General features: G+C 46.9%; 15 protein-coding genes and 1 pseudogene. 8 read left to right on the forward strand and 8 right to left on the reverse strand.

Going from position 1 to position 17,141, the window contains the following annotated elements; translation table 11 throughout:
* Window positions 1-101: 101 nt before the first annotated feature.
* The gene (locus QUA27_RS16300) at window positions 102-518 is read left to right on the forward strand and encodes a hypothetical protein (RefSeq protein ID WP_445251517.1); all 417 of its coding nucleotides are present in this window, start codon (window positions 102-104) and stop codon (window positions 516-518) included.
* Here the strand turns inward: QUA27_RS16300 and QUA27_RS16305 are convergent.
* The 3 genes from QUA27_RS16305 to QUA27_RS16315 form a co-directional block, all read right to left on the reverse strand.
* Window positions 515-1,759 carry a geranylgeranyl reductase family protein gene (locus QUA27_RS16305; protein WP_333069093.1) on the reverse strand — a complete coding sequence of 415 codons (1,245 nt, stop codon included), beginning with the start codon at window positions 1,757-1,759 and terminating at the stop codon, window positions 515-517. The genes QUA27_RS16300 and QUA27_RS16305 overlap by 4 nt on opposite strands.
* A 799-nt stretch (window positions 1,760-2,558) precedes the next feature.
* On the reverse strand, window positions 2,559-4,040 hold the full coding sequence (locus tag QUA27_RS16310) for a M16 family metallopeptidase (RefSeq protein WP_333069096.1): 1,482 nt from the start codon (window positions 4,038-4,040) through the stop codon (window positions 2,559-2,561).
* A gap of 255 nt (window positions 4,041-4,295) precedes the next feature.
* The gene (locus QUA27_RS16315; protein ID WP_333069097.1) at window positions 4,296-5,891 is read right to left on the reverse strand and encodes a M16 family metallopeptidase; all 1,596 of its coding nucleotides are present in this window, start codon (window positions 5,889-5,891) and stop codon (window positions 4,296-4,298) included.
* Between the two features lie 282 nt (window positions 5,892-6,173).
* Here QUA27_RS16315 and QUA27_RS16320 point away from each other — a divergent pair, with 282 nt between their 5' ends.
* Together QUA27_RS16320 and QUA27_RS16325 are read left to right on the forward strand one after the other, a co-directional pair.
* Window positions 6,174-6,791 carry a TetR/AcrR family transcriptional regulator gene (locus tag QUA27_RS16320; protein ID WP_015175723.1) on the forward strand — a complete coding sequence of 206 codons (618 nt, stop codon included), beginning with the start codon at window positions 6,174-6,176 and terminating at the stop codon, window positions 6,789-6,791.
* Between the two features lie 24 nt (window positions 6,792-6,815).
* Window positions 6,816-7,337 carry a GNAT family N-acetyltransferase gene (locus QUA27_RS16325; RefSeq protein WP_333069099.1) on the forward strand — a complete coding sequence of 174 codons (522 nt, stop codon included), beginning with the start codon at window positions 6,816-6,818 and terminating at the stop codon, window positions 7,335-7,337.
* Window positions 7,338-7,345: 8 nt separating this feature from the next.
* Here the strand turns inward: QUA27_RS16325 and QUA27_RS16330 are convergent, their stop codons facing one another.
* Entirely contained in the window at window positions 7,346-7,708 is a 363-nt protein-coding gene (locus QUA27_RS16330) for a hypothetical protein (protein WP_333069100.1), read from the reverse strand.
* Window positions 7,709-7,783: 75 nt separating this feature from the next.
* Between QUA27_RS16330 and QUA27_RS16335 the strand changes: the two are divergent.
* Window positions 7,784-7,964 (forward strand): annotated as a pseudogene (locus tag QUA27_RS16335) (TetR/AcrR family transcriptional regulator); the annotation flags it as partial.
* A 113-nt stretch (window positions 7,965-8,077) separates the two neighbouring features.
* On the opposite strand, the gene QUA27_RS16340 reads toward QUA27_RS16335, so the two are convergent.
* Window positions 8,078-8,293: a hypothetical protein gene (locus QUA27_RS16340; RefSeq protein ID WP_333069101.1), complete on the reverse strand. Its 216-nt coding sequence runs from the start codon at window positions 8,291-8,293 to the stop codon at window positions 8,078-8,080.
* A gap of 12 nt (window positions 8,294-8,305) precedes the next feature.
* A complete protein-coding gene (locus QUA27_RS16345; RefSeq protein WP_333069102.1) occupies window positions 8,306-8,443 on the reverse strand; it encodes a hypothetical protein in 138 nt (45 codons plus the stop codon).
* Between the two features lie 120 nt (window positions 8,444-8,563).
* On the opposite strand from QUA27_RS16345, the gene QUA27_RS16350 reads away from it, so the two are divergent.
* On the forward strand, window positions 8,564-9,352 hold the full coding sequence (locus QUA27_RS16350) for a cobalamin biosynthesis protein (RefSeq protein WP_333069103.1): 789 nt from the start codon (window positions 8,564-8,566) through the stop codon (window positions 9,350-9,352).
* A gap of 4 nt (window positions 9,353-9,356) precedes the next feature.
* Here QUA27_RS16350 and QUA27_RS16355 read toward each other — a convergent pair whose 3' ends face one another.
* On the reverse strand, window positions 9,357-9,725 hold the full coding sequence (locus tag QUA27_RS16355; RefSeq protein WP_333069104.1) for a phage holin family protein: 369 nt from the start codon (window positions 9,723-9,725) through the stop codon (window positions 9,357-9,359).
* Between the two features lie 109 nt (window positions 9,726-9,834).
* On the opposite strand from QUA27_RS16355, the gene QUA27_RS16360 reads away from it, so the two are divergent.
* A complete protein-coding gene (locus QUA27_RS16360) occupies window positions 9,835-10,332 on the forward strand; it encodes a pentapeptide repeat-containing protein (protein WP_333069105.1) in 498 nt (165 codons plus the stop codon).
* 143 nt (window positions 10,333-10,475) lie between these two features.
* On the opposite strand, the gene QUA27_RS16365 is transcribed toward QUA27_RS16360, so the two are convergent.
* Window positions 10,476-12,677 (reverse strand): transglycosylase SLT domain-containing protein, encoded by a 2,202-nt coding sequence (locus QUA27_RS16365; RefSeq protein ID WP_333069106.1) that lies wholly within the window; start codon window positions 12,675-12,677, stop codon window positions 10,476-10,478.
* A 337-nt stretch (window positions 12,678-13,014) separates the two neighbouring features.
* Between QUA27_RS16365 and QUA27_RS16370 the strand changes: the two genes are divergently transcribed.
* Window positions 13,015-14,493 carry a leucyl aminopeptidase gene (locus QUA27_RS16370; protein ID WP_333069107.1) on the forward strand — a complete coding sequence of 493 codons (1,479 nt, stop codon included), beginning with the start codon at window positions 13,015-13,017 and terminating at the stop codon, window positions 14,491-14,493.
* Between the two features lie 412 nt (window positions 14,494-14,905).
* Window positions 14,906-17,128 (forward strand): sensor histidine kinase, encoded by a 2,223-nt coding sequence (locus QUA27_RS16375; RefSeq protein ID WP_333069108.1) that lies wholly within the window; start codon window positions 14,906-14,908, stop codon window positions 17,126-17,128.
* Window positions 17,129-17,141: the final 13 nt, after the last annotated feature.

The following is a 17,141-nucleotide window of genomic DNA, read 5'->3' on the forward strand; positions in this document are numbered from 1 at the left end:
CTAAAGTCCGAGCGAGTTTTAGGAGGACTTTAATCCTTACTACAAACATCTTCTTTTCCAATCTAAAATCTAAAATCTAAAATCTAAAATGGTATGAGCTAATGGTTCTTCAAATCCCATCGAGTTCCAAAGCACCAACTGTCACCTGGGAAGCGTTACCAGCCGATTTTGTATTACCGGACGATCCCGTGGAAAATATTCAACAACCACCCCTTGCGGCCGCTCTCACCGATGCTCTGGGAGCCGCTGGACTTATTGGGCCGATCGCCCTAATCGGTTCCAATTTTGGACTGGTAGCGACTGTAGTCAAAGCACCGGATTGGTTTTACGTGCCGCAAGTGCATCGAGTCGCAGAGGGCACGATTCGCCGCAGTTACACGCCGAATCTGGAGGGTGCGGCGGTATCCGTGGTGATGGAGTTTTTGTCTAACGAAGATTACGCAGAATTGTCGGCGCGATCGACTCCTCCCTACGGCAAGCTCTACTTCTACGAACCGATTCTGCAAGTGCCCACCTAATTTTCAGTCGATGGTCTGAATCGATCTTGAACCAAGCCCATGCAAATCCGCCGGATGCTTCGTCCTAGGATGCCGGTGAATTCCAGATCGCCACTCACGAGTCGGGTGACGAGTCGGGTGCCTTTGGGATGTTTGACACCATATTTAGAGCAAAGTTTGGGAAAGCGATAGAACATAAAGGCGAGCTGACGGGCGGCGTCGAAGTTGGTGGCAAACTCAGCATGGATGCGATCGCTATATTGGTGCACCTTCCCTTCGGCCACACAGTTGCCCGCAATCACGCCACTTCTGACCGCATGGAGGATGCCATCCCCAAACACCGGGTTAATCAACCCCGCCGCATCACCCGCTAGCAATAGTCGTCCATCGGCCGTATGCAAGGGTTCTCGGCCATTCCAGATGGGCAAGGGATGGGCATAAAACTTCAAGGCTTCTCGTTGGTAGGGAATTTGCAAATGATCCATATATTCAAAAATCGTGCGCTGAATTTCCCCACGGGCCTTGGGATCCTGGCGGGCATCCCGATAGCGGGAATGGAACACGCCTGCGCCAATATTGAGGTGATTGGCTTTTGGGAAAATCCAGGCATAGCCACGGGGAATGGCACCATATTCCACATGGATCGTGTCGGGTTTGAGAATGGGGTGGTCGACATCCCATGCGTGGGGGAGTTCGATTTCCATGCCCAGGGCGATCGCCGGATTCTGTCGCAACTTGGCAACCTTAGCCACAATTCCATTCGCGCCATCTGCCCCAATCACCTGGCAGGCCGTTGCCACAAACTCCCCTCCTTGACCGGAATCCCCATTGGCTTTCATGGCCTTTGCCCGCACCGTTACCCGGCTTGATTCCACTTCCAGAGATCGCACCGCTAACCCATCCCGCAGTTCTACCCCTGCCTGAACAGCCCGAAGAGCCAAAGCTCGGTCAAACAGAGTCCGCTGCACCATCCAGAGAGAATAGTGGTCATCGCTATCGGGCAGATTCATCGCCCCCAGGTAGGGATCGCCAAACTGCCAGGTATGCCGCATATACCGCACATTGCATTCCACCACTGCATCAGGAACCAGATCCTGGAGGACTTGGTGGATGGCAACCGGCGTTCCTCCACCGCAGGGTTTATGGCGAGGCAAGGAATATTTTTCTAGCAAAGCAACTTTCAACCCCCGCTGGGCAGCCGTTGCCGCTGCCACCGTCCCCGCTGGGCCGCCACCACACACAATCAAGTCATAATGGGTCATTCGGTCTTTCCTATGCTTCTGAGTCAGTACGATTTAATCAGAAACTGCCAATGATTTCGCTGAATTCCGTTTCCATACTGGGAGAGTTAGTCAACTTCATCAGGGAGTGCAATATGAAATTTCTGATTGGTGTCTTGGTCAGTGCATTGGGAGCATCTCTGCCGAGAGTAAAAAGCATTTTTTGTTTGAGTGCGAGATCTTGAAGTGATCGCACGGGCTTATAGTATGTAGCGATCACTTCAAGATCTCGCTCTACAAAAGCTTGCGCACAGATGCTCCCTGTACATTGTTAGTCCTGATGACCCTATTATAACCCGCGATCGCGGCCAATCCACCCGCTGGCGATCGGTCTTTCACCGAGTATGAAGCCTATTTACATCCCGCCCAAGAAGCCGATCCAGAACTCAAGGTGCAATCCAGAGCCTATGGTAAGCTACGGTTCCCGTGCCATCTGAGTTCCGGCAATTTTGAGTTCCAAGAGTCGGGCGTTGATGCGGCCAATGTGACCGCATTTCACATCCATTGCGGCGCACCGGGTGTGTTGGAACCGATCGCGTTGTGGACTTTTGGCAGTAGTTAGCCGTAGGGTGCGTCGAAGAAAGAAAATTTACAAAGAAAGAGCGACAATCTCACAGCGACGCACCACACAATAGTCAGGTGCGCCGCCATCAAGAATCCCCAAAGAAAGAGCGAATTTTCGGAAGCGACGTACCCTACAAAATACTTCCCAAAATGGAGGCAGAGCCTCCGGATATACCTTACCAGGCAGATCCTGGTAACGAGTAAACGAGTAAGTAAATTAAGTCGCCGAGGGAATTGTGATATCAATAGATTGCACTTTGACCGAAGTTCCCAAACTCGATAACGGCGGTTGAATAGCCTCCGTATTTCCCACTACTAATGTTACCAAATTCTCCGGTTTCAAGTAAGTCTTGGCTACGCGCTGCACGTCGGCAATTGTTGCTGCTTCGATGCTGCGGCGGTAGCGAAAAATGAAATCTTCGGGATAACCGTAGTATTCGTAGCGCATTAATCGCGACAAAGTTTGACTGGGATTTTCAAATTTGAAGATGAAAGAATTTAGGGTGGAATCTTTAGCAAAAGCTAATTCTGCCGGAGTAATTGGTTCGGTGCGGATACGATCGATCTCGGCGCGAATTGCCTGAATAAACGGTACTGTGGCGTCCGATCGCGTTTGGCCTCCAGCGACAAACACCCCCGGATAGTCATATCTCGGACTCCAAGCGGCGTACACTGAATAAGCTAAACCTTGGCGCGATCGCACATTATTAAACAAGCGGCCGCCGAAACCGTTGAGAACCCCGTTCATTACGTCCAAAGTACCGTAATCTGGACTGCTGAGCATTCCGCCCAAATGTCCTATTTGCACGTAACTTTGACTTAATTGCGGCTGATTTACCAAAAATACGCCGCCGCCCTTTGCTGGCGATACGGTTGGTAACGGCGGCACTTCTGCACTTTGAGTCGGTTGCCAGTTGCCGAATTTTTGCTCGACGAGCGATCGCATTTTGGCTGTATCAAAGTCGCCAGAAATACCCAAAATCATATTCTTGGGATGGAAATATTTCTGGTAGAAACTCACCAAATCGTCGCGGGAAATATTGGCGAGGGTTTTGTATTCTACCGTGCGCGCGTAAGGACTGCGATCGCCATAAATTAATTTTTGAAACTCGCGGCCGGTAATACCGTCAGGATCGTCATTGCGGCGGGCGATCGCACCTTGAGTTTGGTTCTTCGCTAAATCCAACTTTTCCTGAGCAAATATTGGCTCCCGAATCACTTCTGCAAATAAGTCAAACACGGGTTCCACATCTTCAGCTAAAGCACTAAAATTAGCCGTACCAGAAGCAACATCAATTCCAGTTTCTACCGAAGCTGCTCGCTGTTCTAGCAACTGATTTAATTCATCAGCCGTATGCCTGCTCGTGCCACCAGTTCGCATCACTTCTCCCGTCAAACCTCCCAATCCGATTTTATCGGCAGGTTCAAAGCGCTCGCCCGTGCGAAATAGCGCCGTTCCCCCGACTAACGGGAGTTCCCGGTCTTCCATCAGATACACCCGAATGCCATTTTTCAGCTCGAAGCGAGTGTACTTAGGCAGTTTAATTTCTGCCAGCGGGGGAAATGTTAATTCGTCGTAGTGTTTGGGTGCCGCCGCAAAGGAAGGTAACAAATTAAACGTGCCAAGTGAAACAGTAAAAAAGCAAAGCGATAGCAGAAATAACTTTACTTTTTTCAGTCTCAATTTAGTCCTTTTCATTCTTTCTCCAATGTTTCCTAAGTTGACAATTCGAGGCAGAGCCTCGCGGATATGCGTTCCCAGGCAGAGCCTGGAAACCAGTGTTTATTCCCTCTTTCTTCTTCCCTCTTTTTACCCTGAGCGAAGCAGAAGAGCCTTCTTCCTTTATTTCATAAGTTGACAATTCGAGGCAGAGCCTCGCGGATATGCGTTCCCAGGCAGAGCCTGGAAACGAGTGTTCCTTATTCCTTCTTACCTCTTCCTTCTTCCTTCTGGTTACAGTGGCAAAAGCTTACCAATCGTGCGATTTTCCGGGCGAAAAGTTGCCTGAGCGACACGCTGAATGTCAGCGGGAGTAACAGCCGCGATCGCATCCAATTCCTTGAACAAATTTCGCCACGAACCGGTGTTTACTTGATAGTCCACCAGCGCAAATGCCATGCCCATATTAGAATTGAGAGATCGCAATAAATCGGCTCTCGCCTGAGTTTTCACTCGCTCCAATTCCAAAGCAGAAACGGGCTCCGTTTTCAGGCTATCGATTTCCTTGCTTAAAGCTGCAGCTACTTCATCAACCGTACGGCCCGGAGCAGTTTGAGCGTAAAATAACATCAAATTCGGATACTTTTCCCCCGGATAACCGCTAAAACCTTGAGCCGCCAGCGCCAATTGCTGTTGTTCTACCAAAGATTTGTAAAGCCGAGAAGTGCGGCCATCGCTGAGCAAAGAACCAATCATTTCATAAATCGCATTGTCGGGATGATTCATCGCAGGCCGATGGTATCCTTCCAAATACCAAGGTTGAGTTTTTAATTGCAGCGTGACTTCCTTAGTTTGCGTTTGGGGAGGTTCGACAATCTGCAATTCTGGAGGCGCTGGTTTCGCCTTGTAACGACCGAAATAAATTTGAGCCAGTCGCTTCACCTCCGAAGCTTTCACGTCTCCTACCACGGCCACAGTCAGCTTGCTGGGGACGTAGTGAGTCTCGAAAAACTTCTGCACGTCGCTGCGGCTAAGGTTTTGAATGTCTTCAGTGTAGCCAATTACGGGGCGGCGGTAGGGATGAGCAGAGAAAGCTTTGTTGGCAAAAACTTCAACCATTTGTCCGATCGGAGAATTCTCGGTTCGCAGCCTGCGCTCTTCTAAAATTACCTGTTTTTCTTTGTAAAATTCCCGAAATACTGGTTCTAGAAATCGCTCGGATTCCAGCGACATCCACATTTCTAACTTATTAGCTGGAAGGCTGTAAAAATACATTGTGGCGTCGGTGGAAGTAGCGGCATTTAGTCCGACTCCGCCTGCTTGTTCCACTATTTTGCCGAGTTCATTACGCTTGACAAATTGCGAAGCTTCAGCTTCAACTTTGTCAAATTCTGCTTTTAATTGGGCGACTTCTTCAGTTTTGCCGCTGGCCTTGGCTGCTTGCATTTGCTCGAAGAGTTGGTCTTGTTTTTCTAAGAGCGGCTTTTCTGCTTGGTAGTCGGTAGTGCCGATTTTTGGCGTGCCTTTAAAGGCTAAATGTTCGAGATAGTGAGCGACACCTGTTTGACCGTCGGGTTCGTTTGCGCCGCCGACATCGGCGTGAATCAGAAACGATGCTACGGGCGCTCTGGGCCTTTCGAGTACGATGAATTTCATGCCGTTGTCGAGCTTAAATTCGCTGACTTGGCTGATTACTCGATCGAGCGACGGTTGAACAGAGACTGCTTGGGAGCCACTAGCGGGATTGGGGCGGGCGAGGGCGATTTCGGGAGAAATGCCCCACCACAGCAGTACAGCGGCCAGCAGGGAGGCGATGAATCGAGTTTGGCTCACGGGCGATTCCCTACGGGATAGCTTCGCTTCACGGGGTTTTTGGAACTGCGGGGTCATTCGATTTTAGATTTTAGAATTGAGATTTTGGATTGTCAAACAAAAAATGTTTGTGCTCGGCGGTCAGAGATTCTTTTTTAAGGATAAAGATTTTTGGAGGCATAAGCGATCTGTTGCGCCGCAGATGTTAGGCTGATACAGCAAATCTCAAAAAGGGTCGGGAGTTGAGCGAGGAGTTTTAAGTTTGGGATCAAAGCCGCGCACAACTTAAAACTTAACATTAATTTAGCCATTCAGTCCCGATACCGTAGATCCAAGTCGCCAATTACCGATTGCAAAGCCATGCGAATTTTTAATCAGTCTCCTCCTTCTGAAACAGAAACCAAGAAGCGGATTTTACAAGCCGCTCAGCGGTTGTTTGCCCGCAGCGGATACGACGGCACGACAACTCGCGATTTAGCAGCGGCGGCGGGGGTGGCAGAAGGTACGCTATTTCGGCATTTTGATAATAAAAAAGCGATTTTGATTGAGGTGGCGACGGAAGGATGGGTGGAGTTGCTGACGGATTTGCTGACTGAATTAAGCGAGATGGGCAGTTACAAAGCAGTGGCTCAGGTGATGCGGCGACGGATGCTGAATATCCGCGAGAATAGCGACATGATGCGGGTGTGTTTTTTGGAGGCGCAATTTCACCCGGATTTGCGCGACAGAATTCAGTTGGAAGTCATCGGAAAAATGACAAATGTGGCTGAGGCTTTTTTTGAAACGGCGATGGAAAAAGGAGTTTATCGGAAGATGAATCCGAAGATTGTCGCTCAGGTATTTTTGGGAATGTTTGCAGTCGCGGGTTTCAGTCAAAATACGATTATGGAGCCGAATGCTTCTGTGCAAGAAATGCAGGAAATGGCCGAAGGACTAGCAGATATTTTTCTGAATGGGGTTTTGCAGAAAGATGAATAATTACGGCAACAGGGAAAACTTGTTATGAGCAAAGTTTTGCACTATTCTATTCGGCCGCTAACGCAGGAAGACGAGCCTTTTCTCTGGCAAATGCTGTATGAAGCGGCGCACATGGCAGAAGAAGGTGAATCAACGGTGCAAGCTGTTGTCAATCATCCTTTAATTGCGAAATATGTCCAGAATTGGGGACGTGCAAGCGATTTGGGCTTCGCAGCAATCGAATTGAACGGGAGCCAGCCAGTAGGAGCCGCCTGGCTGCGTTTGTTTACAGGGGATGACAAGGGCTTTGGCTGGGTTGACGATACTATCCCGGAATTGGCGATCGCCGTTCTTCCAGAATATACAAATCAGGGTGTAGGAACGCAGTTGCTGGCTCGTTTGCTGTCAGCGGCAAAGGCATCTTATCGATCGGTCTCCCTGAGTGTCAGAAGCTCAAATCGGGCCCTGAGTTTGTACGAGCGCTGTGGATTTAAAGTAATTGACGGAAGCGAGACAATCAACCGCACAGGAGGGACATCATTCACAATGAAAGTGGATTTTGATTAAGTGAATTATTACTCTATAAATTCGTACATCTTTTGCACCCACTTCTCCCGATTATCCTGCCATTCATCCGTCACTACTTCCCAAGTTGTATTGCTTTCAAGTTCTAGCAATAGACTTGATACTTCTTCCAGCGTGGATGCTATATGACATTCTTCTACCCAACTTTCACGGATCATTTTCCAAAGACTTTGTACCGCTTCTCGCTGAAAATTGGATTCTAATTCAGCTAGCAATTTCGCTAGGTGTTTTTCGTCACTTGCTGCTGACACCTCGCTCATCCAACAGTCGCGACGTTCTTTCCATTCTTCCGTCACTGCGTCCCTGCTTAGGTGGGCTTGAAACTCTAACAGTAATTGGTTTAATTCTACCATATTAAATTGGGTTTTGTTTGCAGTTTGTGCTATTTTTGGACAAATTTTATTGATTTAGACTGTTGGTTTTTTATAATGAGCGATGTGGCTGAGGCTTTATTTGGAAACGGCGATGGAAAAACAAGTTTATCCAAAGATGAATCCGAAAATTGTCGCTCAGGTATTTTTGGGAATGTTTGCAGTCGCGCCCTTCAGTCAAAATACGATTAGGGAGCCGAATGCTTCTCGGCAGCAAATGCAGGAAAGGGCTGAATGACTCGCAGAGATTTTTCAGAATAGGGTTTTGCAGAAAGAGGAAGAATTAGCGATTAGTCATTAGAAAATATTAGGTTATAAAAACGCATTTATACCTATTCTGACGCCTCGAAACTAATCCTTAAACTTGTGCATTTGCTGTACCCATTTATCGCGATTCTGCTGCCATTCATCAGTCACCGCTTCCCAATTGGTATTGGTTTCAAGTTCCAGCAATAAACTTGATACTTCTTGAACAATCGATGCTCCAATACATTCTTCTACCCAACGGTTACGACGCTCTGGCGACTGCATATCTACCGATTCCCACTGCAAGTTAGAAGATTCCAATTCAACTAGCAGTTATGCTAGATATGTCAGGTTAACTGATGCTGCCACATCGCTAACCCAACTTTCCCGGCGCTCTATCCATTCTTTTATCACTCCTTCCCATTTGAGGTTGCTTTCAAACTTTAACAGTAACTGATTTAGTTCTACCATCTTAAATGTTGGATTTTTTGTATTTTATGCTACAGTTGTAGCAAAACTTTTAATAAACAAAGTGTTAAATTTTTTTTAAGATTGCGGTCGCAGTGAAACTACAGAATAGATAACTGAATAATGAGCGATGAATTTACTTTAGATATGCTAGACATTCCCAGTGGCTGGCAGCGCGGGGAAGGTGACTGGACAGGAGTGGCGGCGGCTATGGCTAGAGGGGAAACTGTCGAAGTAATTCAAGAAGTTGGTTCTACTTTGTGGCAAAACAGTCTGCCCGCAAAACATTCTTTGTATTGGGATGGGGAAAATCTATCAACTATCAAAGCCAGAATTTGGATTAGTTTCACGCAGAGAAGATTTTCCCCGGAATCTGCTTTGCCAAAAGTTCAGTGGCATCCGAGAGTGTTGTGGATAGGGATAGGTTGCGAACGCGGAACAGGGCGAGAATTAATCGAAACAGCAATTAAACAAGTATGCCGTGCCGATCATTTAGCCGAAAGTGCGATCGCAGGTATTGCTACAATAGACACTAAAGCAGGTGAAGTCGGCTTGTTAGAACTTTGTCAAGAGCGAAATTGGCCATTAAAAACCTTTGCGGCTGACATTTTAAGTTCCGTAGAAGTCCCCAATCCTTCAAATATTGCAGCAAAAGCAGTCGGGACGCCCAGCGTAGCAGAAGCTGCGGCACTTTGTGCGATCGAAGAAATTTTAACCGCAGATGAACACAAAGATACGCAGATATCCATCCACCATCTGCGTTCATCTGCGTTCATCTGCGGTTCACATCCCCTCTTAGTACCTAAAAAAATATTTCGCACTCAAAATCCCCCCTCTTTACAAGGGGGGGTTAGGGGGGGTTCTGCTGTAACAGTAGCCGTTGCAGTTTCCCCGATCGAGTATCTGGGATAATGTATTACTGAGACAAAGTATTGGCATTCACAAATCGACCAATCAACCCAGAAACAAATGATAAAACAATCGAACCAAACAAAGCTGGCCAAAAACCGCTAACCACAAAGCCGATATTGAACGCACCCGCCAACCACGAAGCCAGGGAAAGCGAAATTGCATTCACAACGAATAAAAACAAACCTAAAGTAATAATGGTCAAAGGCAGCGTCAGCAATGTAAGAATCGGTCTGACAACCGCGTTCACCAATCCGATAACAACAGCAGCCAGCATCGCCGCCGGAAAGCTAACCACCGCAATACCTGGTACAATGTTAGCGGTAATGATTAGCGAAACCGCTGCTACTATCCAAGTTAAGAAAAAACTTAGCATATCTTTTTTTCCATCTCCATCACTATTAATTAAGATTGTAACTGTTTAGTCTATCGACCAAAGTTCGGGATACACTACGAAATACCCACCTTGCGAGAATATCAGACTTATGAAAATCCGGCAACTAGCAGCATTCCTTTTGGCGCTAACTATCTTCATCCTGCCGCAGCCAGCCCAAGCTCAATCTAAATATTACGCTCCGCCGTTGTCCTTTAGCAACGCCGAATTGACAAGACGCGATTTTTCCGGTCAAATGTTGCGGTCCGCTGAGTTTTCTAACGCTAATATGGATTTGACTAATTTTTCTAATGCCGATTTGCGGGGAGCAATTATGAGCGCTTCGGTGATGACGCAGGCGAATTTGCACGGCGCCAATTTAACTAATGCAATGATAGATCAAGTTAAATTTACTAATGCCGATTTAAGTGATGCAATTTTAGCGGAAACAATTTTGCTGCGTTCTACTTTTGACGGAGTTGATATTACCGGCGCTGACTTTACCGACGCAATTATGGACGGCTCACAAGTTAAAGAATTGTGCACAAAAGCCAGCGGTATTAATTCTCAAACAGGGATTTCTACTCGTGATTCCTTGGGATGCCGCTGATTTATTGTATCATTCCATAATTTCACTTTCTGGAATATTGGTAGGGGCGGGCTAGAAGCCCACCCCACAAAATCAATACACAAAATAAAGGTGTTTGTGGAAAGGGCCGGAGATTCCGTTCCTGACAGCCTCAACTAGAATTACTAAGGCTTTGCTTTTTTCTGAGCTGCTGCATAATGCTCACTCATTAACTGATTAACTTCTGGATTGTAAATCCGCAGATAATTCCAGTAATTTTCAAACACCGATTTTACGTATCCTTTCGTTTCAGGAAAGGGAATTTTTTCCGCAAAAGCATCCGGGTCACTAAAATTAAACCTCTTCAACCAATCTGATACTGCATTCGGACCGGCATTATAACTCGCCACAGCTAACATCGAGTTATTCTTGTACTCGTCGTGAGTGTGATCCAAATACCACGTACCGAGTTTAACGTTGTCGTCCACATTCTCCAAGGAATACTTTTTGAGGCTGATTTTGTCAGCCACCCAAGCTGCTGTTTCGGGCATTACTTGCATTAAACCAGTGGCGCCAACTGATGATTTGATTGCAGGCATAAATCGGGATTCTTGACGGATTAATGCGGTTACTAATACTGGATTTATTTTGCGTTCTTGCGACCATTTGACAATGCTTTCTAAGTAAGGAAAAGGATAAAGTGCTTGCCAATAAATCGGTTGCTGTCTGAGATCGAGGTATTGGGTTCTATCATCGGGTTTATCGCGCTGCCGCAAACTACTAACCATCCACAAACCGTCTAAATTGTCTCCGACTGCAACTCGCATTAAACCGTCGGTAAACTGTTCCGCAATACTTGGTTCTACGCGATCGATAAATTCTATTTGCCACAGCGTCCAGGCATCTCTATCTTGACCTAATTGATAGAGTTCTTTCAACGCAGGAGAACCGGCCGTTGGTTCGGGGCGCTGAGGCGGCCGCACTACATTGGGAGACAAATCTCGGACTGTGGTAAAGTCGCCTACGGGCCAGCCCAGAAGTACAGCCGATCGCCACGCAAAATAGGATTCTGGATAGCGTAATATAGTGTAGTCAAATGCAGTCTTGGCATCTTGTTGGCGGCCGAGTTGCTGTGCCCATTTCCCGACCCAGAATGCGGCTTCTGGAGCTTGTTCGCTGTCGGGATTGTGGGTGGTTAATTCTCTCGCCCACTGCCAAGCTGATTTTAAATCTCCGCCTTTGGCAAACTGCTGGGCGATCGTCCACCGCAGTTCGCCGGCTTTATCAGAATTATTGTATTTTGTCAAGAGCAACTTGCGGGTATCTGAGGCGGATTGACCGCTGCGTGCTTTGTCGAGAAGTTGGGATTTATCTAACAAAGCTTCGGGGGCATAATTGGGAAATTTGCTAATAACTCGATCGAGCAAAACGATCGCTTCTTTCGGTTCGCTCAGCCGCGATAGCCGAATTAAACCCAAACCAGTATCTTCGGCATCGGGAAACTCGCGCACTAATTCTTGATAGGCAATTCTCGATTCCGGGATTTTTCCGTCGAGCCACAAACCGCGAGCTTTTCGGTAAAGATTTTTGGCGTTGCGGGGAGCTTTCCCGTAAGCAATAGCTCCTTTGCCGTAATCTTGTTTTTCCCAATAGCCAAAGGCAATTTCTTCCCAATCTTCCGGTTTCAAAGCGGCGCTGTTTCGCTGCACAAGTTGTTCCAAAATTGTCCCGTAGTCTTTGACATAATGACCGTGTTTTGCTACGAGCAGCATCAACTGCGGCTGATTAGGATTTTCTTTTAACTTGCGGAGGGCAATTTCTACGCTGCGGGGATGACCAGGAAATTCACTAATTGCCTGTTGCCAATATTCCGGTTTTGACTTGCCTAAAACATATAAAGCTTCTGCTGCTACGGGGTCGCTCGGATAGTTTTTGAGGAGTTCCTGCCAAGCTTTTTGGGCTTTGCCTTTGTCGCCGCTCAATTGGTAAGCTTGCGCTCTTTTTAGGGCAATGTGAGCAGCTAAAACCGGATATTCTTGCTCTAATTTGTCCAATAATTTTAATGCTTTGGCCGCATTTCCTTGCTGGATTAAATCGCTGGCAAGCAGGTAGCGGGCGCGGCTTTGAGGGGAGATTTCCTGCTGCGGGTTCGTACTTTCAGACTGACTGGCTGCGAGTTCAACTAATTTTGCCGATCGCTCGCTCGGTGACAGCGATACCAGCATCTTGACTTCCGATTCGGAATTCGCTGCATTCAGGGGCTGCTGAGCCTTCTGGACAGAGCCAAAACCCATCCATTTCATCGCAGCAACCAAAGAGCCGATCGCAATAACGCAAACTGAAACGCTGATTAAAACAGAAAATCGGGCCCGGCGTCGTTTTAGCATGGGAAAATTTAAGAGAATAACAATAGATAACCGATCGTTTGTCAAAAGCCATCAGAGGCAGGATGGGTGTTCCACGCCATCACAGGCAGGAGACCTGTTTAACGAGAAATAAATGTTAAGAGTGGGGCAAAAACGGACAGCCGACCCCCAAATAGATGATTGAGATTGGTGGAAGATCCGATAGCAGGCGGACTTGGCTGATATAGTAGCAGAATTTATTTTGATGTGGAGCGGAAAATTTGTGCGATCGATCTATTTGCCCGCACAAAGGAAAAACCACAAACCACCAAGTACAAAGTACAATCTAAAATCTAAAATCTAAAGTGTAAATCAAAACATGGAATTTCTAGTCACCGATACGCCCCGCTCTGTTTGGACCGGAGACGCCTTGGCAATTGGTCTATTTGAGGACGCCCTGGAACTCACGGGCGATCTGGCACAATTAGATGAAAAGCTGGCAGGCACTTTGAAAGAGCTGCTACTGGAAGTAGATTTTAAGGGCAAAGTGGGTACGAGCGCCATCACCCGCGTCGGCGGCAATAATCCCATTCGCAAAATTGCGATCGTCGGTTTGGGCAAAACAGAGGACTTAAAATTAGACACCGTGCGGCAAGCAGCAGGCGTTTGCGCCAAGTTAGCCAAAAAGGAGAAATGCAAAACCCTCGGAATTAGCTTTCCTGTATGGAAAAACGCGCCGGATGTTACAGCAAGCGCGATCGTCGAAGGTGTAGAACTCTCCTTGAATCAAGACAACCGTTTCAAATCGGAACAGGAAGACAAAAGCCCGCAACTCGAACAAATTCATTTGCTCGGTTTTGCCGGTACCGAAAGTGCGATCGCCCGCGCCCGTCAAATCACTGCCGGAGTTATTTTAGCACGGGAATTAGTCGCAGCGCCGGCCAATTTTGTCACCCCAATTACCATGGCAGAAACTGCTCAAAGTCTGGCTGCCGAATGCGGTTTAGAATTAGAAATACTGGAGCGGGAAGACTGTGAAAAACTAGGCATGGGAGCCTTTCTCGGCGTGGCCCTAGCATCTGATTTACCGCCCAAATTCATCCACTTAACTTACAAACCCGAAGGCACACCGCGCCGCAAAATAGCAATTGTCGGCAAAGGATTGACCTTTGATTCCGGCGGTTTGAACATCAAAGGAGCCGGCAGCGGCATTGAAATGATGAAAATAGATATGGGCGGCGCTGCGGCTACTTTGGGAGCGGCAAAGGCGATCGGACACATCAAACCAGATGTAGAAGTTCACTTTATCAGCGCCGTCACTGAAAACATGATCAGCGGCCGTGCCATGCGCCCTGGAGACATCCTTACAGCTTCCAACGGCAAAACAATTGAAGTCAACAATACCGACGCTGAAGGTCGTTTAACCCTGGCTGATGCTTTGGTATTTGCTGATAAATTAGGAGTTGACGCGATTGTCGATTTAGCAACTCTAACCGGGGCCTGCGTAATTGCTTTAGGCGACGATATCGCGGGTTTGTGGAGTCCTCAAGATAGCGTCGCTGCCGAAATAGTCGCCGCCTCAGAATTGGCAGGCGAAAAATTTTGGCGAATGCCGATGGAAGAGAAGTATTTTGAGGGCTTGAAAGCATTGCACGCCGACATGAAAAACACAGGCCCGCGTCCCGGCGGTTCGATTACGGCGGCGCTATTTTTGAAGCAGTTTGTAAAGGATACTGCATGGGCGCATTTAGATATTGCCGGCCCGGTTTGGACTGACAAAGAAAATGGTTACAATGGCCCTGGGGCTACCGGTTTTGGAGTTCGGACTTTGGTGCAGTGGGCCCTGGGCGGCGCTTAATTGTGGATTTCCAGCCCAAAAATTGAGATTTTCTCTGCCTTAAAAGTCTGTTAGTCCATCTGTGAGCCAGGGGTTTTTAACCCCTGGCTCACTGCTTAAGTAATCTAAAAGAAAATTTAATAGCGATCATTAACAATTTAAATGTTTCTGAATCAAGAGGTAGGCGAACCTATTTATTCCGTTACAGGGAGGAACGTAAGCGTTGCTAGCCGTGACGCTCACCATTGCTCATACTTGGCAAAAGCTTCGTTCCCAGGGCCCAACCTCGACAGTTTTGACATTTCCTGAAAAAATAGCTGTTTCATAAAAAATGAAAAAAGTATATAATTATGTAAATATTTCCCTAGCCGAAATCAAATAATTAGATTTGATCTGATTTGCATTGGTACAGATAAATTTTTTCTTGAACTTTATGCAAGAACAATTAACAATTTTTTTTTCCACACTTGCTGTATCTTCTACATTCGCCTGCAACGTGGTGCCGGAGTTGCGATTGTACGCTGTTTTTGACTCGCTGACGGCACTGGCTTATTGCTCGATCGCCCTATCTTTAGTTTATTTTACCCGCCAAGGTTCTCACCGCAAGATTTTCCGGGTATTTGCCGTTGTTTTTTTTGCCTGGGGCGCTGCTAAATTGACGGAAGTTTGGACGCTGTGGCACTCGATATATTGGCTGTCAGTAACTCTCAAAGCTGCAAGTGCTTTGATTGCGTGGTTTTTAGTCGCAGTCGCCCTTGCCCTCATGCCCAAAGCACTTGCCGAGTCTGGTTTCAATCAAAAAGAAAAACTTCAACAACAGTCGTTAAAACAGGTAGAACAAAATCAGCAGCAGCATGATATAGAGAAAGAAGAATTGGCAAAACAAGCCCTCCATTTTTACCCTTCGGATACTATTGTCGATCGCGCTTTAGCTCTCAATTCGCTTAATCAACAGTTAGAAAAAGAAATTGCCGATCGCCACCGAGTTGAAGAAAAGTTGCAACTGACTCAGTTTGCGATCGACCGATCGGCAGATGCGATATTCTGGATCGGGCCCGACGGTAAATTTTTGTACGTCAACGACGCTGCGTGCACTTCATTGGGATATTCTGCTGCAGAATTGCTCTCGATGACAGTGCACGACATCAATCCAGATTTTCCCCAAAGTGCTTGGAGTTTGCACTGGAAAGTCTTAAAACGCTGCGGTTCAGTTAATATTGAAGTTCACCACCTCACTAAGTACGGTCGCATTTTTCCGGTAGAAATTACGATCAACCATTTGGAATTTAACGGCAAAGAATATCAGTGCGCGTTTGCTCGTGACATTAGCGAACGCAAGCGGATTGAGGCAGCTTTGCGAGAAAGGGAAGAAGAATTTAGGTCATTAGTTTCTAGCATTCCCGGTGCAGTTTACCGATGCAGTGCTGCTGGGCGATCGAGCCTAACTTTTATCAGCAGTGGCATAGAAGCTATTTCCGGCTATCCTGCAGCTAACTTTATGCAAAAACCAGTGCAGGCTTTTCCGAGTATAGTTCATCCCGATGACGCTGAGCAGATCGAGACAATTATCGATCGGGCTATTAAGACAAAACAACCTTACATCATCGAATATCGCCTGATGCACTGCGACGGAAATGTGCGGTGGGTTGCAGAGAAAGGTCAAGCCCTTTTCAACGCAGACGGTGAAGTTTTATCCCTCAACGGTGCCATTTTTGACATGACAGAGCGCAAAGCAGCGGAGGATGCTTTGCGGCTCTCCGAGGCGATCGCCAACAACAGAGCCCAGCAGCTAGAAATCGCTCTCAAAGAACTTCGAGAAACTCAAGCTCACCTAATTCATACCGAAAAAATGTCAAGTCTCGGTCAAATGGTAGCTGGAGTAGCTCACGAAATTAATAACCCTGTCAGTTTTATCTACGGCAACATTTCCTACGCCAGCCAATATATCAGAGACTTGTTGCAGCTTGTGAAACTTTACCAAAAACATTATCCTCAGCCCGTGGTAGAAGTCCAAGAATGTATTGACAATATCGATTTAGAATTTCTGACAGAAGATTTACTAAAAATATTATCTTCGATGAAAATGGGAGCAGATCGCATTCGCGAAATAGTTCTGAGCTTGCGAAATTTCTCGCGTTTAGACGACTCGGTAAAAAAACCTACTAACCTTCACGAAGGCATAGATAATACCCTCTTAATATTGCACAACAAACTTCGAGCCAGAGGCGACTATCCAGAAATAAAAATTATCAAAGATTACGGTCAACTCCCTTTAATAGAATGTTATGCAGGTCAGCTCAATCAGGTATTTATGAATCTGCTTAGCAACAGTATTGACGCCTTGGAAGATGCTTGCAACCAAAAAAGGCGATCTGTAGCCGGCGGCGACGATTGGAAACCAACTATTAGGATTCGCACAGAAGCCCTGAACGAAAATAGTATTTGCATCCGCATTGCCGATAATGCGATCGGCATGACAGAAGACGTGCGGAGTCGATTATTTGACCCGTTTTTCACGACAAAACCGATGGGAAAAGGCACTGGTTTAGGGTTAGCCATCAGTTACCGAATTGTCGCGGAAAAACACGCCGGAGCCTTGAGTTGCCGTTCCACCGTAGGAGAAGGTACGGAATTTGCGATCGAGATTCCTTTATGAATTAGTCCGACGG

This window comes from Microcoleus harperi Pol14_C6 (assembly GCF_036701295.1).
In the GTDB taxonomy this organism is placed as follows: domain Bacteria; phylum Cyanobacteriota; class Cyanobacteriia; order Cyanobacteriales; family Microcoleaceae; genus Microcoleus.

Bases quoted from the DNA above. Each gene is read 5' to 3' on its own strand.
- QUA27_RS16300 (WP_445251517.1), top strand. From the start codon at position 102: ATGGTTCTTCAAATCCCATCGAGTTCCAAAGCACCAACTGTCACCTGG.
- QUA27_RS16305 (WP_333069093.1), bottom strand. From the start codon at position 1,759: ATGACCCATTATGACTTGATTGTGTGTGGTGGCGGCCCAGCGGGGACG.
- QUA27_RS16310 (WP_333069096.1), bottom strand. From the start codon at position 4,040: ATGAAAAGGACTAAATTGAGACTGAAAAAAGTAAAGTTATTTCTGCTA.
- QUA27_RS16315 (WP_333069097.1), bottom strand. From the start codon at position 5,891: ATGACCCCGCAGTTCCAAAAACCCCGTGAAGCGAAGCTATCCCGTAGG.
- QUA27_RS16320 (WP_015175723.1), top strand. From the start codon at position 6,174: ATGCGAATTTTTAATCAGTCTCCTCCTTCTGAAACAGAAACCAAGAAG.
- QUA27_RS16325 (WP_333069099.1), top strand. From the start codon at position 6,816: ATGAGCAAAGTTTTGCACTATTCTATTCGGCCGCTAACGCAGGAAGAC.
- QUA27_RS16330 (WP_333069100.1), bottom strand. From the start codon at position 7,708: ATGGTAGAATTAAACCAATTACTGTTAGAGTTTCAAGCCCACCTAAGC.
- QUA27_RS16345 (WP_333069102.1), bottom strand. From the start codon at position 8,443: ATGGTAGAACTAAATCAGTTACTGTTAAAGTTTGAAAGCAACCTCAAA.
- QUA27_RS16350 (WP_333069103.1), top strand. From the start codon at position 8,564: ATGAGCGATGAATTTACTTTAGATATGCTAGACATTCCCAGTGGCTGG.
- QUA27_RS16355 (WP_333069104.1), bottom strand. From the start codon at position 9,725: ATGCTAAGTTTTTTCTTAACTTGGATAGTAGCAGCGGTTTCGCTAATC.
- QUA27_RS16360 (WP_333069105.1), top strand. From the start codon at position 9,835: ATGAAAATCCGGCAACTAGCAGCATTCCTTTTGGCGCTAACTATCTTC.
- QUA27_RS16365 (WP_333069106.1), bottom strand. From the start codon at position 12,677: ATGCTAAAACGACGCCGGGCCCGATTTTCTGTTTTAATCAGCGTTTCA.
- QUA27_RS16370 (WP_333069107.1), top strand. From the start codon at position 13,015: ATGGAATTTCTAGTCACCGATACGCCCCGCTCTGTTTGGACCGGAGAC.
- QUA27_RS16375 (WP_333069108.1), top strand. From the start codon at position 14,906: ATGCAAGAACAATTAACAATTTTTTTTTCCACACTTGCTGTATCTTCT.